Source organism: Bacillus sp. 9.4 (assembly GCF_055486415.1).
Map to the genome: position 1 here is coordinate 36629 of NZ_JBVFMU010000006.1, position 17911 is coordinate 54539.

General features: G+C 46.8%; 18 protein-coding genes and 1 riboswitch. Of the genes, 16 read left to right on the top strand and 2 right to left on the bottom strand.

Translation table 11 applies throughout. The annotated features are described in order from the left end of the window. Positions 1-37 precede the first annotated feature (37 nt). The 14 genes from ACZ07B_RS19560 to purD all read left to right on the top strand — a co-directional run bounded on the left by ACZ07B_RS19560 (position 38) and on the right by purD (position 13915). On the top strand, positions 38-592 hold the full coding sequence (locus ACZ07B_RS19560; protein ID WP_015482896.1) for a DUF2179 domain-containing protein: 555 nt from the start codon (positions 38-40) through the stop codon (positions 590-592). Then, positions 592-789: an NETI motif-containing protein gene (locus tag ACZ07B_RS19565; protein ID WP_003219403.1), complete on the top strand. Its 198-nt coding sequence runs from the start codon at positions 592-594 to the stop codon at positions 787-789. Before ACZ07B_RS19560 ends, ACZ07B_RS19565 begins: the two co-directional genes overlap by 1 nt. Positions 790-868: 79 nt before the next feature. Continuing rightward, a riboswitch (purine riboswitch) is annotated at positions 869-970 on the top strand. Between the two features lie 141 nt (positions 971-1111). Continuing rightward, positions 1112-1600, top strand: a complete 489-nt coding sequence (gene purE / locus ACZ07B_RS19570) for a 5-(carboxyamino)imidazole ribonucleotide mutase (protein WP_041056904.1) — start codon at positions 1112-1114, stop codon at positions 1598-1600. After that, entirely contained in the window at positions 1593-2735 is a 1143-nt protein-coding gene (gene purK, locus ACZ07B_RS19575; protein ID WP_464877569.1) for a 5-(carboxyamino)imidazole ribonucleotide synthase, read from the top strand. The genes purE and purK overlap by 8 nt, the downstream gene beginning before the upstream one ends. Next, entirely contained in the window at positions 2732-4027 is a 1296-nt protein-coding gene (purB, locus tag ACZ07B_RS19580; protein WP_014476028.1) for an adenylosuccinate lyase, read from the top strand. Before purK ends, purB begins: the two co-directional genes overlap by 4 nt. A gap of 72 nt (positions 4028-4099) precedes the next feature. Next, entirely contained in the window at positions 4100-4825 is a 726-nt protein-coding gene (purC, locus tag ACZ07B_RS19585; protein WP_038428521.1) for a phosphoribosylaminoimidazolesuccinocarboxamide synthase, read from the top strand. Then, entirely contained in the window at positions 4818-5072 is a 255-nt protein-coding gene (purS, locus tag ACZ07B_RS19590) for a phosphoribosylformylglycinamidine synthase subunit PurS (RefSeq protein WP_003219409.1), read from the top strand. Before purC ends, purS begins: the two co-directional genes overlap by 8 nt. Next, on the top strand, positions 5069-5752 hold the full coding sequence (gene purQ / locus ACZ07B_RS19595; protein WP_015715440.1) for a phosphoribosylformylglycinamidine synthase subunit PurQ: 684 nt from the start codon (positions 5069-5071) through the stop codon (positions 5750-5752). The genes purS and purQ overlap by 4 nt, the downstream gene beginning before the upstream one ends. Further along, complete coding sequence (gene purL, locus ACZ07B_RS19600; RefSeq protein ID WP_464877570.1) at positions 5736-7964, top strand: phosphoribosylformylglycinamidine synthase subunit PurL; 2229 nt, start codon at positions 5736-5738, stop codon at positions 7962-7964. The genes purQ and purL overlap by 17 nt, the downstream gene beginning before the upstream one ends. Beyond that, complete coding sequence (gene purF, locus ACZ07B_RS19605; protein WP_003233947.1) at positions 7940-9370, top strand: amidophosphoribosyltransferase; 1431 nt, start codon at positions 7940-7942, stop codon at positions 9368-9370. The genes purL and purF overlap by 25 nt, the downstream gene beginning before the upstream one ends. Positions 9371-9471: 101 nt before the next feature. Further along, complete coding sequence (gene purM / locus ACZ07B_RS19610; protein ID WP_464877571.1) at positions 9472-10512, top strand: phosphoribosylformylglycinamidine cyclo-ligase; 1041 nt, start codon at positions 9472-9474, stop codon at positions 10510-10512. After that, the gene (gene purN / locus ACZ07B_RS19615) at positions 10509-11096 is read left to right on the top strand and encodes a phosphoribosylglycinamide formyltransferase (protein ID WP_021481301.1); all 588 of its coding nucleotides are present in this window, start codon (positions 10509-10511) and stop codon (positions 11094-11096) included. Before purM ends, purN begins: the two co-directional genes overlap by 4 nt. Further along, entirely contained in the window at positions 11093-12631 is a 1539-nt protein-coding gene (gene purH, locus ACZ07B_RS19620) for a bifunctional phosphoribosylaminoimidazolecarboxamide formyltransferase/IMP cyclohydrolase (RefSeq protein WP_032722973.1), read from the top strand. Before purN ends, purH begins: the two co-directional genes overlap by 4 nt. Before the next feature lie 15 nt (positions 12632-12646). Further along, positions 12647-13915, top strand: coding sequence for a phosphoribosylamine--glycine ligase (gene purD, locus ACZ07B_RS19625; RefSeq protein WP_041851230.1), 1269 nt, complete (start codon positions 12647-12649; stop codon positions 13913-13915). 39 nt (positions 13916-13954) lie between these two features. Here the strand turns inward: purD and ACZ07B_RS19630 are convergent, their stop codons facing one another. Then, positions 13955-14374, bottom strand: coding sequence for an Lrp/AsnC family transcriptional regulator (locus ACZ07B_RS19630; RefSeq protein WP_327826211.1), 420 nt, complete (start codon positions 14372-14374; stop codon positions 13955-13957). Positions 14375-14517: 143 nt separating this feature from the next. Between ACZ07B_RS19630 and ACZ07B_RS19635 the strand changes: the two genes are divergently transcribed. After that, the gene (locus tag ACZ07B_RS19635) at positions 14518-15792 is read left to right on the top strand and encodes an APC family permease (protein ID WP_464877572.1); all 1275 of its coding nucleotides are present in this window, start codon (positions 14518-14520) and stop codon (positions 15790-15792) included. 14 nt (positions 15793-15806) lie between these two features. Here ACZ07B_RS19635 and ACZ07B_RS19640 read toward each other — a convergent pair whose 3' ends face one another. After that, complete coding sequence (locus ACZ07B_RS19640; RefSeq protein ID WP_124059962.1) at positions 15807-16034, bottom strand: YgaP family membrane protein; 228 nt, start codon at positions 16032-16034, stop codon at positions 15807-15809. A 128-nt stretch (positions 16035-16162) separates the two neighbouring features. Here ACZ07B_RS19640 and ACZ07B_RS19645 point away from each other — a divergent pair, with 128 nt between their 5' ends. Further along, complete coding sequence (locus ACZ07B_RS19645) at positions 16163-17905, top strand: adenine deaminase (RefSeq protein WP_464877573.1); 1743 nt, start codon at positions 16163-16165, stop codon at positions 17903-17905. The last annotated feature ends 6 nt before the right edge of the window (positions 17906-17911 follow it).

Consider the following 17911-nt stretch of genomic DNA (forward strand, 5'->3'; position numbering starts at 1 on the left):
TGCTTTGTGCAAGCTGAAGAGTAGGGGGATGAATAAAATGATGCAAACCATCTTATCAAATGGGATAGCCATGGTTCTCATAATTCTCATTATTAATATTGTCTATGTGTCATTTTTTACGATAAGAATGATTTTAACGCTGAAAGGACAGCGTTATTTAGCGGCCGGCATCAGTACGATTGAAATACTGGTTTATGTGACAGGGCTGAGTCTGGTGCTCGATAACTTAGACCAGATTCAAAATGTGATCGCGTACGCGCTCGGTTACGGTCTTGGCGTAATTGTCGGCATGAAAATAGAAGAAAAATTGGCGCTTGGCTATATTATGGTCAATGTGATTACGAAGGAGCTCGATCTTGATCTTCCGAAGCAGCTCCGTGAAAAAGGCTACGGCGTGACAAATTGGGTGGCAGGCGGGCTTGAAGGCGACCGCACAGCCCTTCAGATCCTAACGCCGAGAAAATATGAACTCCAGCTATATGATACGATTAAAACACTTGATTCAAAAGCCTTTATTATTGCGTACGAACCAAAAACAATCCACGGCGGCTTCTGGGTCAAAGCGGTGAAGAAGAGGAGAATTAAAGAATAATGGCAAAGCCGAAGAAGAAAAAGTTTGAAGTGACAGAGCAGCAAACGATTGATGCGGTGCTTCAGCAAATGAAAGAAGAAGGATATCTGCCTGTAAGGCGAATGGAAGAGCCTATTTTTATGGAAAAAAAGGAAAATGGGTCAATTCAGATCGTTCCGTGCGGGAAAAAAATCGTATTTGAAGGGAAATTGATCTAAAACACGAACATTAGTAGAATGAATTTTTGTATCGTTCGATAATATCGTTGACATTATCCATGTCCGTTGTTAAGATAAACATGAAATCAAAACACGACCTCATATAATCTTGGGAATATGGCCCATAAGTTTCTACCCGGCAACCGTAAATTGCCGGACTATGCAGGAAAGTGATCGATAAAACTGACATGGATATATCGCAGAAGCGAACGACTGACGATACATGTACCATGCCCGGTTTGTATTGCTTCCTCATAAGTGCAATGCAGAGCGGGTATTTTTTATTTTCTGAAAACAAAAGCATTAGAAGGTGGGGAACAGAATGCAGCCGCTAGTAGGAATCATCATGGGAAGCACTTCCGATTGGGAGACAATGAAACACGCATGCGACATACTTGACGAACTCAATGTTCCGTACGAAAAAAAGGTCGTTTCCGCTCACCGGACGCCTGATTTCATGTTTGAATATGCTGAAACTGCTAGAGAAAGAGGCATCAAGGTGATTATTGCCGGTGCCGGAGGAGCGGCGCATCTGCCAGGGATGACGGCTGCGAAAACAACACTGCCAGTCATTGGAGTTCCGGTTCAGTCCAAGGCGCTGAACGGAATGGATTCACTTCTTTCCATCGTCCAAATGCCTGGAGGCGTGCCTGTTGCGACAACATCCATCGGCAAAGCGGGTGCTGTGAACGCAGGCCTGTTAGCGGCGCAAATTTTGTCAGCATTTGACGAAGACCTTGCCCGTAAGCTGGATGAGAGAAGAGAAAATACAAAACAGACAGTGTTAGAAAGCAGTGATCGGCTTGTCTAAACAAATCATCTATCCGGGAGCTGTAATCGGCATTATCGGCGGCGGCCAGCTTGGGAAAATGATGGCTGTGTCCGCCAAACAAATGGGGTATAAAGTCGCGGTCGTTGATCCGGTGAAAGATTCGCCGTGCGGGCAGGTTGCGGATATCGAAATTACCGCTCATTATAATGACCGTGAAGCGATTCGAAAATTGGCTGAAATCAGCGATATCATCACATATGAGTTTGAAAACATCGACTATGATGCGCTGCATTGGCTAAAAGATCATGCGTATCTCCCGCAAGGAAGTGAGCTGCTGCTCATTACCCAAAACCGTGAAACAGAGAAAAAAGCAATTCAATCCGCGGGCTGTGAAGTCGCACCGTACAGCATCGTCAAAACAAAGGATGAACTGAAACAGGCGGTACAGGAGCTCAGGCTTCCGGCAGTTCTGAAAACATGCCGCGGCGGGTACGACGGCAAAGGCCAATTTGTGATAAAAGAAGAGACGCAAATGGAGCAGGCAGCCGCTCTGTTAGAACACGGAACTTGCATTCTTGAAAGCTGGGTTTCTTTTAAAATGGAACTGTCGGTGATCGTCGTCAGATCGGTAAACGGTGAAATTTCAACATTTCCGACAGCTGAAAACATTCACTACAACAATATTCTTTTCCAAAGCATCGTGCCCGCACGGGTAGAGAAAGGGATTCAGAAGAAGGCTGCTGATCTCGCAGTTAAGCTTGCAGATGAGCTTAACCTTGTCGGACCGCTTGCTGTTGAGATGTTCCTGACAGAGGACGGAGAGCTTTTGGTCAATGAACTGGCGCCAAGACCGCACAATTCTGGGCATTATACGCTGGACCTTTGCGAGACGAGCCAGTTTGAGCAGCATATCAGAGCGGTATGCGGGCTTCCGCTTGGGAAGACAGATTTGCTGAAGCCGGGCATGATGGTGAATCTTCTCGGCGATGAAGTGAAGCTTGTTGAGGAAGACCCGGAGCTTTTAAAAGAGGCAAAGCTATATATATACGGAAAACATGAAATCAAAAAAGGCCGCAAAATGGGGCATATTACATTTATGAAGCAGCCTGAAGACGAATGGATTCAGGAGATCACAAATAAATGGATGAATAGAGACGGAGGACAAGCAGAATGATCGAACGTTATTCAAGACCTGAAATGTCCGCGATTTGGACGGATGAAAACAGATTTCAAGCATGGCTGGAGGTAGAGATTCTTGCCTGTGAAGCGTGGGCGGAGCTTGGCGTCATTCCGAAAGAAGATGTAAAAGTTATGCGTGAGAACGCATCATTTGACATCAACCGCATTTTAGAAATCGAACAGGACACGCGCCATGACGTTGTCGCTTTTACGCGCGCCGTTTCCGAATCACTGGGCGAAGAAAGAAAATGGGTGCACTACGGATTAACGTCAACTGACGTTGTTGATACGGCTCTTTCCTACTTATTAAAACAGGCAAACGATATTCTGCTCAAGGATCTTGAGAGATTTGTTGACATTATAAAAGAAAAAGCGAAAGAACATAAATACACAGTCATGATGGGGCGCACGCACGGCGTACACGCTGAGCCTACAACTTTCGGCTTAAAACTTGCGCTTTGGCATGAAGAAATGAAACGTAATCTTGAGCGCTTTAAACAAGCGAAAGCAGGCATTGAGGTTGGAAAGATTTCCGGCGCTGTCGGCACATATGCGAACATTGATCCATTTGTTGAGCAATATGTCTGTGAGAAGCTCGGATTGAAAGCAGCACCGATTTCAACTCAAACCCTTCAGCGTGACCGCCATGCTGACTATATGGCAACACTTGCTTTGATCGCGACAAGCATCGAGAAATTTGCTGTGGAAATCCGCGGACTGCAAAAGAGTGAAACACGTGAAGTAGAGGAATTTTTCGCGAAAGGGCAAAAGGGTTCATCTGCAATGCCGCATAAACGAAATCCGATTGGCTCTGAAAACATGACAGGCATGGCGCGCGTGATCCGCGGCTACATGATGACAGCTTACGAAAATGTTCCATTATGGCATGAGCGCGATATTTCTCATTCTTCAGCAGAACGGATTATTCTTCCGGATGCGACAATTGCGCTGAACTACATGCTGAACCGCTTCTCCAACATCGTGAAGAACTTAACGGTCTTCCCGGAAAATATGAAGCGCAACATGGACCGCACTCTCGGCCTTATCTATTCTCAGCGTGTGCTGCTTGCTTTGATTGACACAGGCCTTACACGTGAAGAAGCCTATGATACTGTTCAGCCGAAAGCAATGGAAGCGTGGGAAAAACAAGTGCCGTTCCGCGAGCTTGTTGAAGCGGAAGAGAAAATCACGTCACGTCTTTCTCCAGAAAAAATTGCTGACTGCTTTGATTACAATTACCATCTGAAAAATGTTGATCTGATCTTTGAACGTTTAGGTTTAGCATAGAAGAAGCTTTAGCGGCTTCTTCTAAGCCGCCGCAGTTTGAAAATTCCCAACATTCGGGTTAGGAGGCCTTCCGTGAATATTGTGAAGAATGAACTTTTATACGAAGGAAAAGCAAAAAAGATCTACAAAACCGATGACGAAAACACGCTGTATGTCGTGTATAAAGACTCCGCCACTGCCTTTAACGGCGAGAAAAAAGCAGAAATCAGCGGGAAAGGGCGCTTAAATAACGAGATTTCAAGCTTAATTTTCAAACACCTTCATGCAAAGGGCATTAACAATCATTTTATCGAGCGCATTTCGGAAACGGAACAGCTCATTAAAAAGGTAACGATTGTGCCGCTTGAAGTCGTGGTCAGAAATGTTGTGGCAGGAAGCATGTCCAAACGTCTCGGCATTCCAGAAGGCACGGAGCTTGAGCAGCCGATTATCGAGTTTTACTACAAGGATGACGCGCTGGGTGATCCGCTCATCACAGAAGATCATATTTGGCTTTTGAAAGCGGCGACTCCTGAGCAGGTAGAAACCATTAAGTCCATTACAAAAACAGTAAATGAAGAGCTTCAAAGCATTTTCGGCGATTGTCATGTCAGATTAATAGATTTCAAGCTTGAATTCGGTTTAGATGCAGAAGGGCAAGTGCTTTTGGCGGATGAAATTTCTCCTGACACTTGCCGCTTGTGGGATAAAGAAACGAACGAAAAGCTGGATAAAGATTTATTCAGACGCAATCTGGGAAGCTTAACCGACGCATACGAAGAGATTTTCAAAAGACTGGGAGGCATTCATCATGTATAAAGTAAAAGTTTATGTCAGCTTAAAAGAAAGTGTACTAGATCCACAAGGGAGCGCTGTCCAGCATGCCTTGCACAGTATGACTTACAACGAAGTTCAAGATGTGCGCATCGGGAAATACATGGAGCTTACCATTGAAAAATCTGACCGTGATCTTGACGTGCTAGTGAAAGAAATGTGCGAAAAACTTCTTGCGAACACAGTGATTGAAGATTACAGATATGAGGTTGAGGAGGTAGTCGCACAGTGAAATTTGCGGTGATTGTGTTACCCGGCTCCAACTGTGATATCGATATGTATCATGCTGTAAAGGATGAGCTTGGCCATGAAGTGGAATACGTCTGGCATGAGGAAACAAGCCTTGACGGATTCGACGGTGTGTTAATTCCGGGAGGGTTTTCTTACGGCGACTACTTAAGATGCGGCGCTATCGCCCGATTTGCGAATATTATGCCAGCTGTCAAACAAGCAGCGGCTGAAGGAAAACCCGTTCTTGGCGTCTGTAACGGATTCCAGATTTTACAGGAGCTTGGGCTTCTGCCAGGTGCAATGAGACGCAACAAAGATTTGAAGTTCATTTGCCGTCCGGTTGAATTGATTGTTCAGAACGACGAAACCTTATTCACAGCTTCCTACGAAAAGGGAGAATCGATTACAATCCCGGTTGCCCACGGTGAAGGAAATTTCTATTGTGATGACGAGACGCTTGCTTCATTAAAGGAAAACAATCAAATTGCTTTCACATACGGATCTAATATCAATGGAAGTGTAAGCGACATTGCCGGTGTCGTCAATGAGAAAGGCAACGTATTAGGCATGATGCCTCATCCTGAGCGCGCGGTCGATGAACTGCTTGGAAGCGCCGACGGTCTTAAATTGTTCCAGTCTATCGTGAAAAATTGGAGGGAAACTCATGTCACTACTGCTTGAACCAAGTAAAGAACAAATAAAAGAAGAGAAACTATATCAGCAAATGGGTGTCAGTGATGATGAGTTTGCATTGATAGAATCCATTATTGGAAGATTGCCGAACTACACAGAAATCGGAATTTTTTCTGTCATGTGGTCTGAGCATTGCAGCTATAAAAACTCAAAGCCGATTCTGCGTAAATTCCCGACAAGCGGTGAGCGTGTGCTGCAGGGGCCTGGGGAAGGCGCCGGAATCGTTGATATCGGTGATAACCAAGCGGTTGTGTTCAAAATTGAATCACATAACCACCCATCAGCTCTCGAGCCTTACCAAGGCGCTGCGACTGGCGTAGGCGGAATTATTCGTGATGTATTCTCAATGGGTGCCCGTCCAATCGCTGTATTGAACTCTCTTCGATTTGGTGAACTGACTTCACCCCGCGTGAAGTACTTGTTTGAAGAAGTAGTAGCGGGTATCGCTGGATACGGCAACTGTATCGGCATCCCGACAGTCGGCGGAGAAGTGCAGTTTGACAGCAGCTATGAAGGAAATCCGCTCGTCAACGCAATGTGCGTCGGTTTAATCAACCATGAAGACATCAAAAAAGGCCAGGCAAAGGGTGTCGGCAACACAGTAATGTACGTAGGAGCGAAAACAGGGCGTGACGGAATCCACGGCGCTACGTTTGCTTCTGAAGAAATGTCAGACTCGTCTGAAGAAAAGCGTTCTGCTGTCCAAGTTGGCGATCCGTTTATGGAGAAGCTTTTGCTTGAAGCATGTCTGGAAGTTATCCAATGCGACGCCTTAGTCGGCATTCAGGATATGGGAGCTGCCGGTTTAACAAGCTCAAGTGCAGAAATGGCAAGTAAAGCCGGTTCTGGCATTGAAATGAATCTTGACCTGATTCCTCAGCGCGAAACAGGCATGACCGCGTATGAAATGATGCTTTCTGAATCACAAGAACGGATGCTTTTGGTTATTGAGCGCGGACGTGAGCAGGAAATTATCGATATTTTTGACAAGTACGATCTTGAAGCGGTTTCTGTCGGACATGTGACAGATGATAAAATGCTTCGCCTGACACACAAAGGAGAGGTTGTGTGCGAGCTGCCTGTTGATGCCTTGGCAGAAGAAGCACCGGTTTACCATAAGCCTTCTCAAGAGCCTGCTTACTATCGCGAGTTTTTGGAAACGGACGTTCCGGCTCCGCAAATTGAAGATGCGAATGAAACGCTGAAGGCCCTTCTTCAGCAGCCGACGATTGCGAGTAAAGAGTGGGTTTATGATCAGTATGACTACATGGTGCGTACGAATACAGTTGTCGCTCCTGGGTCTGATGCTGGTGTTCTCAGAATCCGCGGAACGAAAAAGGCGCTGGCGATGACGACAGACTGTAACGCGCGTTATCTCTATCTTGATCCTGAAGTCGGAGGGAAAATTGCTGTCGCTGAAGCAGCGCGCAACATCATTTGCTCAGGCGCAGAACCGCTTGCGGTCACAGATAACCTTAACTTCGGAAACCCGGAGAAGCCGGAAATCTTCTGGCAGATCGAAAAAGCGGCAGACGGCATAAGCGAAGCGTGCAATGTTCTCAGCACACCGGTTATCGGCGGTAACGTATCGCTTTATAACGAATCAAACGGTACGGCGATCTATCCGACACCAGTTATCGGCATGGTTGGCTTAATTGAAGATACAGCACACATTACAACACAGCATTTCAAACAAGCGGGAGATCTCGTATATGTGATAGGCGAAACAAAACCAGAGTTTGCCGGAAGCGAGCTGCAAAAAATGACAGAAGGCCGTATTTACGGCAAAGCGCCGCAAATCGATCTTGATGTAGAGCTGTCTCGTCAAAAAGCACTGCTTGACGCGATTAAAAAAGGCTTCGTTCAATCTGCGCATGATGTGTCTGAAGGCGGCTTAGGCGTAGCGATTGCGGAAAGTGTCATGACGACGGAAAACCTTGGCGCTAATGTGACTGTAGAAGGGGAAGCGGCATTATTATTCTCTGAATCTCAATCCCGCTTCGTCGTTTCAGTGAAAAAAGAACATCAAGAAGCGTTTGAAGCAGCTGTAAAAGATGCGGTTCATATTGGTGAGGTAACAGCTGACGGAATTCTGGCGATTCAAAACCAAGATGGACAACAAATGATTCATGCGCAAACGAAAGAGCTTGAACGCGTATGGAAAGGAGCTATCCCATGCTTGCTGAAATCAAAGGCTTAAATGAAGAATGCGGCGTTTTTGGGATTTGGGGACATGAAGAAGCCCCGCAGATCACGTATTACGGTCTCCACAGCCTTCAGCACCGAGGACAGGAGGGTGCGGGCATCGTAGCGACTGACGGTGAAAAGCTGACGGCTCACAAAGGCCAAGGTCTGATCACTGAAGTATTTCAAAATGGCGAACTCAGCAAAGTAAAGGGAAAAGGCGCTATCGGGCACGTTCGGTACGCAACGGCTGGAGGCGGCGGATACGAAAATGTTCAGCCGCTCCTCTTCCGTTCCCAAAACAACGGCAGCCTGGCGCTTGCTCATAACGGAAATCTTGTCAATGCCACTCAGCTGAAGCAGCAGCTCGAAAATCAAGGGAGCATCTTTCAAACCTCTTCGGATACAGAGGTTTTGGCTCACCTGATCAAAAGAAGCGGACACTTCACGCTGAAGGATCAAATTAAAAACTCGCTTTCTATGCTGAAAGGCGCCTATGCGTTCCTGATCATGACCGAAACAGAAATGATTGTCGCACTTGATCCGAACGGGCTGAGACCGCTATCCATCGGCATGATGGGCGATGCTTATGTGGTCGCATCAGAAACATGCGCATTTGACGTCGTCGGCGCAACGTACCTTCGCGAGGTAGAGCCGGGGGAAATGCTGATCATTAATGATGAAGGCATGAAATCAGAGCGTTTTTCCATGAATATCAATCGTTCCATTTGCAGCATGGAGTACATTTATTTCTCCAGACCAGACAGCAATATTGACGGTATTAATGTGCACAGTGCCCGTAAAAACCTTGGGAAAATGCTGGCTCAGGAATCCGCAGTTGAAGCCGACGTCGTAACCGGGGTTCCGGATTCCAGTATTTCAGCGGCGATCGGCTATGCAGAGGCAACAGGCATTCCGTATGAGCTTGGCTTAATCAAAAACCGTTATGTTGGCAGAACGTTTATTCAGCCGTCCCAGGCTCTGCGTGAGCAAGGCGTTAGAATGAAGCTGTCTGCGGTGCGCGGGGTTGTAGAAGGCAAACGCGTCGTGATGGTGGATGACTCTATCGTACGCGGAACAACTAGCCGCCGGATTGTCACGATGCTTAGAGAAGCGGGTGCGACAGAGGTGCATGTGAAAATCAGTTCACCGCCGATCGCTCATCCGTGCTTTTACGGCATTGATACTTCCACACATGAAGAATTAATCGCGTCTTCGCATTCTGTTGAAGAAATCCGTCAGGAAATCGGAGCCGATACCCTCTCATTTTTGAGTGTGGAAGGGCTGCTGAAAGGCATCGGCAGAAAATACGATGACTCGAATTGCGGACAGTGTCTCGCTTGCTTTACAGGAAAATATCCGACTGAAATTTACCAGGATACAGTGCTTCCTCACGTAAAAGAAGCAGTATTAACCAAATAAAACTTGAAAAATGACATAAAGGCAGCGCAGTTAGGCTGCCTTTCTCTTTCTGCCCTCTTTCGGGGAGATATTTTGAAAAGCGCCTTAAAGGAGTGAATAGGATGTCTGAAGCATATAAAAACGCAGGAGTTGACATCGAAGCCGGATATGAAGCTGTAAAACGAATGAAAAAACACGTGGAGCGCACGAAACGGCTTGGCGTTATGGGCAGCCTTGGCGGTTTTGGCGGCATGTTTGACCTGTCTGAGCTTTCTTATCAAAAACCAGTTCTCATTTCGGGAACGGACGGTGTCGGCACAAAATTAAAGCTCGCTTTTTCCATGGATAAGCATGACACGATTGGCGTGGACGCTGTTGCAATGTGTGTCAATGACGTGCTGGCACAAGGTGCAGAGCCGCTGTTTTTCCTCGATTATTTAGCGGTCGGCAAAGCGGACCCAGTGAAAATTGAACAGATTGTACAAGGTGTGGCGGAAGGCTGTGAGCAGTCAGGTTCAGCCTTAGTCGGCGGTGAAACGGCTGAAATGCCGGGACTCTATACAGTTGATGAATACGATATTGCCGGTTTCTCGGTCGGAGTGGCAGAAAAGGACGAAATCGTGACTGGAGAAAACATCGAAGAGGGCCATCTTTTGATCGGCCTCAGCTCCAGCGGCCTTCACAGCAACGGATTTTCCCTTGTCAGAAAAGTGCTTCTGGATGATGCGGAGCTGGACCTTGATACAACATATGAGCCGTTTGAACGCCCGCTTGGCGAGGAATTGCTTGAACCGACAAGGATTTACGTGAAGCCTGTGCTTGCCGCGGTCAAAAGCGGAAAAATCGACGGCATGGCGCACGTGACAGGCGGAGGATTTATAGAAAATATTCCGCGTATGCTTCCGGAAGGCTTAAGTGCGGAAATTGATCATGGCTCATGGCCGATCCCGCCAATTTTTTCTTTCTTGCAAGAGTACGGCAAGCTAAAGGAAGAAGACATGTTCAACGTCTTTAATATGGGTATCGGTTTTGTTTTGGCTGTCAAAGAAGAGCATCTGACAGATGTGATCGGAACGCTTGAAAGCCATGGCGAAAAAGCCTTTTTAATCGGGCGTGTGAAAAAAGGTGAAGGCGTCACATTCGGCGGTGCGGCACTTTCATGAAAAAGTTTGCGGTATTTGCATCAGGAAACGGTTCAAACTTCGAAGCCATCGTCACGCGTTTGAAGGAGGAGAACTGGGATGCGTCAGCAGCGCTTCTCGTTTGCGACAAACCGCAGGCGAAAGTCATCGAACGGGCGGAAGCATTCCACATTCCATCCTTTGCATTTGAGCCGAAGTCTTATGAAAACAAGGCTGCATTTGAAAAAGCAATTATTGAACAGCTTCGTCTTCACGAGGTTGAATTGATTGTTCTTGCCGGCTATATGAGGCTGATCGGTGATACGCTCCTTCAAGCATATGGAGGAAAAATCATTAACATTCACCCGTCGCTTCTTCCGGCGTTTCCTGGAATCGACGCAGTCGGACAGGCATACCGGGCGGGTGTGAAGGTGGCCGGAATCACTGTGCATTATGTCGATGAAGGAATGGATACAGGTCCGATCATCGCTCAAAAGGCAATCGAAATTGATGAACATGATACATTGGAAACAATCGAACAGCGTATTCACAAGCTTGAGCATAAATGGTATCCGAGTGTGATTAAACAGCTATTAGGATTAAATAACAGAGGTGAAAAGGCATGACCATTAAACGTGCGTTAATCAGTGTTTCAGATAAAACAAATCTCGTTCCTTTCGTAAAAGAACTGACAGAGCTTGGCGTTGAAGTCATCTCCACAGGCGGAACGAAAAAGCTGCTTCAAGAAAACGGTGTAGATGTGATCGGAATTTCTGAAGTGACAGGCTTTCCTGAAATTATGGACGGCCGGTTAAAAACCCTTCACCCGAATATTCACGGCGGTCTTCTGGCGGTTCGCGGCAATGAAGAGCATATGGCGCAGATCAATAAACACGGGATTCAGCCGATTGACCTCGTTGTCGTCAACCTCTATCCATTTAAAGAAACGATTTCTAAAGAAGACGTCACGTATGAAGAAGCGATCGAAAATATCGACATCGGCGGACCTGGCATGCTGCGTGCGGCATCAAAGAACCATCAGGATGTCACGGTTATCGTCGATCCGGCCGATTACAGCCCAGTGCTGAATCAAATCAAAGAAGAAGGCAGCGTATCTCTTCAGAAAAAACGCGAGCTCGCGGCAAAAGTATTCCGTCATACTGCGGCATATGATGCACTGATCGCTGACTATCTGACAAATGTTGTCGGTGAAAAAGAACCAGAGCAATTCACTGTGACATTTGAGAAAAAACAATCGCTTCGCTATGGAGAAAACCCGCATCAGGAAGCAACTTTCTATCAAACAGCTCTTCCTGTCAAAGGCTCCATTGCGCAAGCAGAACAGCTTCACGGAAAAGAGCTTTCTTACAACAACATTAAAGACGCGGATGCGGCAGTTCAAATCGTTCGTGAATTCACTGAGCCGGCTGCTGTTGCTGTGAAGCATATGAACCCGTGCGGTGTAGGAACAGGAAAAACGATCGCCGAAGCGTTTGACAGAGCGTTTGAAGCGGATAAAACATCTATCTTCGGCGGCATTATCGCGCTGAACCGTGAAGTGGACAAGGCAACTGCCGAAGCGCTTCACAACATTTTCTTAGAAATTATCATTGCGCCTTCATTCAGCCAAGAAGCGCTCGACGTCCTGACTGCGAAGAAAAATCTCCGTCTGCTGACGCTTGACGTATCCGCCGCTGTTCAAAAGGAAAAACAGCTGACATCTGTTCAAGGCGGGCTGCTGATTCAAGATTTAGATATGCACGGCTTCGATGATGCTGAGATTAGCATTCCGACAAAAAGAGAGCCGAACGAGCAAGAGTGGGAAGACTTGAAGCTTGCTTGGAAAGTCGTGAAGCATGTGAAATCAAATGCGATTGTTCTCGCGAAGGACAACATGACAGTCGGCGTGGGAGCAGGCCAAATGAACCGCGTCGGATCGGCAAAAATCGCAATCGAGCAAGCAGGGGAAAAAGCGAAGGGCAGCGCGCTCGGTTCGGATGCATATTTCCCAATGCCAGATACTGTCGAAGAAGCGGCAAAAGCGGGCGTTACAGCCATCATTCAGCCAGGCGGATCGATCCGAGATGAGGATTCCATCAAAAAAGCGGATGAATACGGCATTGCCATGGTATTCACCGGCATCAGACACTTCAAACATTAAGGGGATGAAAACGACGTGAATGTATTAATTATCGGTAAAGGCGGAAGAGAACATACACTGGCGTGGAAGGCAGCGCAAAGCAGCCTCGTCGAGAATGTATTTGCCGCTCCTGGAAATGACGGCATGGAAGCTTCCGCACAGCTTGTAAACATTGAGGAAAGCGACCACGCAGGGCTTGTCTCGTTTGCAAAAGAAAACCAGGTCGGCCTAACCATTGTCGGCCCTGAGGTTCCTTTAATTGAAGGTCTGGTGGATGAATTCGAAAAAGCGGGTCTGCGCGTGTTCGGCCCGTCAAAAGCCGCGGCGATCATCGAAGGAAGCAAACAGTTCGCTAAGGATTTAATGAAGAAATACGACATTCCGACCGCAGAATACGACACGTTTACATCCTTTGATGAGGCGAAGGCATATGTGCAGGAAAAAGGTGCTCCGATTGTGATAAAAGCAGATGGACTTGCAGCTGGAAAAGGCGTTACTGTGGCTATGACAGAGGAAGAAGCAATTGCGTGTCTGCATGACTTTCTTGAAGATGAAAAGTTCGGTGATGCGAGCGCGTCCGTTGTCATTGAAGAATATCTTTCTGGTGAAGAATTTTCTCTGATGGCCTTTGTCAAAGGGGAAAAGGTGTATCCGATGGTGATTGCCCAGGATCACAAGCGTGCGTTTGACGGAGACAAAGGCCCGAATACGGGCGGAATGGGCGCTTACTCTCCAGTTCCGCAAATTTCGGAAGAAACGGTTCGCCATGCTGTAGAAACGATCGTTAAGCCGGCCGCAAAAGCAATGGTACAAGAAGGCCGTTCCTTCACTGGCGTTTTGTACGCTGGATTGATGCTTACTGAAAACGGCTCGAAGGTCATTGAATTTAATGCCCGTTTCGGCGATCCGGAAACACAGGTCGTGCTTCCGCGCATGGAATCTGATCTGGTACAGGTGCTTCTTGATCTTTTAGATGATAAGGAAGTTGACTTAAGATGGAAGGATACCGCGGCAGTGAGTGTTGTGCTTGCATCAGAAGGGTATCCGGAAAGCTACGCAAAAGGCACGCCGATCGGCAGCCTTGCAGCAGAAACTGAGCAGGTCGTGGTCTTCCATGCCGGAACGAAAGCAGAAGGCGGAGAGTTCGTTACAAACGGGGGGCGCGTCGCCAATGTGACAGCTTTTGATGAATCGTTTGAAGCGGCTAGAGACCGAGTGTACAAAGCGGTTGATGAAATATTCAAACCGGGACTCTTTTTCAGAAAAGACATTGGGGCACGCGCTTTAAAGGCTGCCCAAAAATAAGTGAGGAAAACCCGCAGATTAGCTGCGGGTTTTTTGTTATCAAAAAGCGGGATGGCAGCTAGAAGAAGAAAGCACAACGAGCGTGGTTGGTTTTCCATGGGCCATCGTGGCGTCAATAAAATCCTCAAGCGTATGTACCGATTCAGTCACGACCTTTGTCACATAGCTGTACATCCCCGTGATGCGGTGGTTTTCTGCTACATCAGGATGCGATGTTGCAAAGGCGGCGTAGTGCTTGCAGCTTTTCGGCTCCATGAGAATAAAAGCGGTGACATGCTTGTTTAGTTTTTCGTAACAGATATTCGCGCTGTAGCCGGTAATCACTCCTTTGTCTTCCAGCTTCCTGACACGCTCCGCCGCGCTTGGCGAGCTGAGTCCGACAAGCTTTCCCAACTCAACCATCGTTAATCTGCCGTTTCGCTGCAAATGCGAGAGAATCTGAAGGTCTGTATCGTCCATTTGTCTGGCTCCTTTACATATTTAGGCGAATGAATGAAAATTCCTTTGATCGTAAGGTAATGCTGTTGATTTAACTTCATTGTAGCATATGGATGCCGTCTTATTTTTTCTATAATAAAGCCATCAATCAGAGAGGGGGCATCATGTTGCCAGAATTACAGCGCTCTATTACTTGGATACAAGGGACGGCGTTAACGATTGGGGCGGTTTTAGGATGCGGGATATTAATCCTGCCGTCTGTCACCGCGGACACGGCCGGCCCCGCTTCTTTATTTGTTTGGGTGTTCATGTCCTTCTTATCCTTTTTTCTTGTCGGCACGCTGGCCCGGCTTGTGAAAATAGCGCCTAGCGCGGGAGGAATCACGGCTTATGTGCAGCTGGCCTTTCAGAAAAAAGCCGGGGCTATTTTGGGCTGGATCATGTTAGGGTCCGTTCCGATCGGCGTTCCCATCATCGCTTTGACTGGCGCGCATTACGTCAGTTACATCACAGAGGCGGCCGATTGGCAGATTACATTGATTGCTGGTTGCATGCTGGCTATATCTATTTTGCTTCATATGAGGGGGATTCAACTATCAGCAAACATTAGTACACTCGTTATATGTGTCATCGTATTTCTGCTTGTCACTTCTATTGCTGTGTCATTGCCACACGTCACGATAGCAGAATTCAAACCGTTTCTTCCGCATGGCTGGTCTGCCGCTGGATCTGTTTCTGTTATGATTTTTTTCTCTTTTGTAGGCTGGGAAATGATTACCCCATTGGCTGAGGAATTTCATCGTCCTGAAAAAGATGTCCCGCTCAGCTTGTTTTTGGCAGCGTCTTGTGTGGCGGGGCTGTATATCATGCTGTCATTTGTGACCGTGGGTACTCATTCATATGGAGAGAATGGAGAAATTGCATCGCTTGCCATGCTCATCTCAAAAGGAGCAGGGGAAAGCGGTGTATACGTCACGGTATGTTTAGCGCTGTTTATTACATTCGCTACCATCCATGCCAATATTGCTGGTTTTTCAAGAATGGTGTACGCATTGGCGAGAGAGGGGCACATACCCGTATTTTTTGGAAAACTCAGTGCGACAAAACGTACGCCTATCCGTGTTTTGACAGCGATGGCCGCAGTGTTTGGCTTAGTGCTTGCGGCGCATGGCCTGTTTCAAATCGATTTGACGACTCTGTTGAAAGGGCCGAGCGCGGCTTTCATCGCATCTTACATATGTACATTGGCGGCAGCACTGAAACTCCTGAGATGGAGAGATTCAGGCTGGTGGATGGCGCTCGGGGCATTTGTGGCGTGCGCAGTGATTTACTCATTCAGCGGCTGGGCGCTTCTTTATCCGGCAGTGCTGGCAGCTGCAGGATATCTCTATATGAAAACAAAGGGTGGGCATAAAAAAAAGCTTGATCACGTTTTGTGATCAAGCTTTTCCATTTATCCGTTTTGATGCTCGTTATTTCCAGAATCACTGTGTTGAAACATGTAGGTCACAGGACAGAAGCGCAAAATTCCCGAACCCGCTTTCATGGCCCCCATAAAGATGTAAAAGAGATGCATTCTGCACCAAGGTTTTTTCGTAAACTTTGCACTGGCGGCTGACATAATCGTCAATCCGCAGGCGATTCTGAACACGGCATTGATGAGATTGATGTTTGGCTTCAAGGAAATCCGCTCCTTTTACTTAAAAAAGTTTTTTAACCGAACCTTCAAAAATTTGTAACGTTTTTATCGTGCGTGATGAGGAAGGATGTGATACCATGAGTCTAATACATGTAAAGGAGAGTATGTGAATGTCCGAACGCACCTTTAACTGGAAAAACAAAGACATCAGGGCACAGGTTGATGTTGTAGACTCAAAGCTGCTTCCAACGCTCCTTTTACGGAATGCTCTCGTCTTAAATCCATATGTAAAACAATGGCTGAAAAAAAACATTTGGATTTATCAGGACCGCATTGTTTATGTGGGTCATGAACTTCCGAATAGAGCCGAAGAAATTCATACGATTGATTGTGAAGGAAAATACATTGTGCCAGGTTATATTGAACCGCACGCACATCCTTTTCAAATATATAATCCCCAAACACTGGCGGAATATGTGTCTCAATATGGAACAACGACATTCGTGAATGATAACTTATTTTTGCTTTTGCAAAGCGGAAAAAAGAAAGCGCTTACGATTTTGAATGAACTCAAAAAGCAGCCTGTCCAGTATTTTTGGTGGTCACGCTATGACCTCCAGACCGAGGTTCTGAACGAGGACCACGTCCTTCCATTTGACGTCAGAAAACAGTGGATTGAACATCCGGATGTGATTCAAGGCGGAGAAATGACCGGATGGCCTCGCCTGGTAGATGGTGATGATTTAATGCTCCACTGCATGCAAGCTACAAAGAAACAGAGAAAACGCATTGAAGGGCATTTTCCCGGCGCTTCTGGTAAAACGCTTACAAAAATGAAGCTGTTCGGTGCGGATTGTGATCATGAAGCGATGACAGGTGATGAAGTGATGAGAAGGCTGGAACTGGGCTATTATGTTTCCCTTCGGAACTCTTCCATTCGCCCTGATGTAAGAAAAATCTTGCAAGAGCTGCATGAGAAGGGCTTCCGCTATTATGACCACTTCTTTTACACGACAGATGGCGCTACCCCGAATTTCTATAAAGGCGGCATGACAAACGAGCTGATTCGCATCGCGTTAGAAGAAGGCGTACCTGCAATCGACGCCTACAATATGGCATCATTTAATATCGCAAAGTATTACCAAATGGATGATTATTTAGGAGTTGTCGGACCGGGTAGACTGGCATCGCTCAACATACTGGAAGATCCGTTAAATCCGAATCCCGTGACTGTTCTGTCAAAAGGGACTATTCTGCGTGAAGACGGCTGTGATTTGAAGGCGTTTACAAAGACGGACTGGAACAAAGGCGGTCTTGTCCCGCTTGAGCTTTCATATGATATGACGATGGATGACTTGCAGTTTTCTATGCCGATGGGCGTGAAAATGCGGAATGCGGTTATTATGGAGCCATATATGATTGAGATCGACAATTCGATGGAACAGCTCTCGTTTGACCATGATGAAAGTTATTTGACGATGCTCGACAGACACGGGAAATGGCGCGTCAATACGATGATAAAAGGGTTTGCCTCAAGCGTGCAGGGATTTGTAAGCTCCTTTACGACGACGGGCGACATTGTCGCGATTGGAAAAAATAAAGCGGATATGCTGCTCGCTTTCGCTCGCATGAAAGAAATCGGAGGAGGAATTGTTTTAGCGGAGAACGGAAACATTCTGCATGAAATCCCGCTTGCGCTGTGCGGCTGCGCCTCTTCGGAAGCGTATGAAGACGTGCTTGAGAAGGAACAAAAGCTGAGAGATCTTTTGACTGAAAGAGGCTATGAGTTTTGCGATCCTATCTATACGCTGCTCTTTTTGCAAAGTACGCACCTTCCGTATATACGCATTACGCCAAGAGGAATCTTCGACGTCATGAAAAAAACTGTACTCTTTCCATCGATAATGCGTTAAAATATA

Coding starts and splice junctions, on each gene's coding strand:
- ACZ07B_RS19560 (WP_015482896.1), top strand. CDS start 38: ATGATGCAAACCATCTTATCAAATGGGATAGCCATGGTTCTCATAATT.
- ACZ07B_RS19565 (WP_003219403.1), top strand. CDS start 592: ATGGCAAAGCCGAAGAAGAAAAAGTTTGAAGTGACAGAGCAGCAAACG.
- purE (WP_041056904.1), top strand. CDS start 1,112: ATGCAGCCGCTAGTAGGAATCATCATGGGAAGCACTTCCGATTGGGAG.
- purB (WP_014476028.1), top strand. CDS start 2,732: ATGATCGAACGTTATTCAAGACCTGAAATGTCCGCGATTTGGACGGAT.
- purS (WP_003219409.1), top strand. CDS start 4,818: ATGTATAAAGTAAAAGTTTATGTCAGCTTAAAAGAAAGTGTACTAGAT.
- purL (WP_464877570.1), top strand. CDS start 5,736: ATGTCACTACTGCTTGAACCAAGTAAAGAACAAATAAAAGAAGAGAAA.
- purF (WP_003233947.1), top strand. CDS start 7,940: ATGCTTGCTGAAATCAAAGGCTTAAATGAAGAATGCGGCGTTTTTGGG.
- purM (WP_464877571.1), top strand. CDS start 9,472: ATGTCTGAAGCATATAAAAACGCAGGAGTTGACATCGAAGCCGGATAT.
- purN (WP_021481301.1), top strand. CDS start 10,509: ATGAAAAAGTTTGCGGTATTTGCATCAGGAAACGGTTCAAACTTCGAA.
- purH (WP_032722973.1), top strand. CDS start 11,093: ATGACCATTAAACGTGCGTTAATCAGTGTTTCAGATAAAACAAATCTC.
- ACZ07B_RS19630 (WP_327826211.1), bottom strand. CDS start 14,374: ATGGACGATACAGACCTTCAGATTCTCTCGCATTTGCAGCGAAACGGC.
- ACZ07B_RS19635 (WP_464877572.1), top strand. CDS start 14,518: ATGTTGCCAGAATTACAGCGCTCTATTACTTGGATACAAGGGACGGCG.
- ACZ07B_RS19645 (WP_464877573.1), top strand. CDS start 16,163: ATGTCCGAACGCACCTTTAACTGGAAAAACAAAGACATCAGGGCACAG.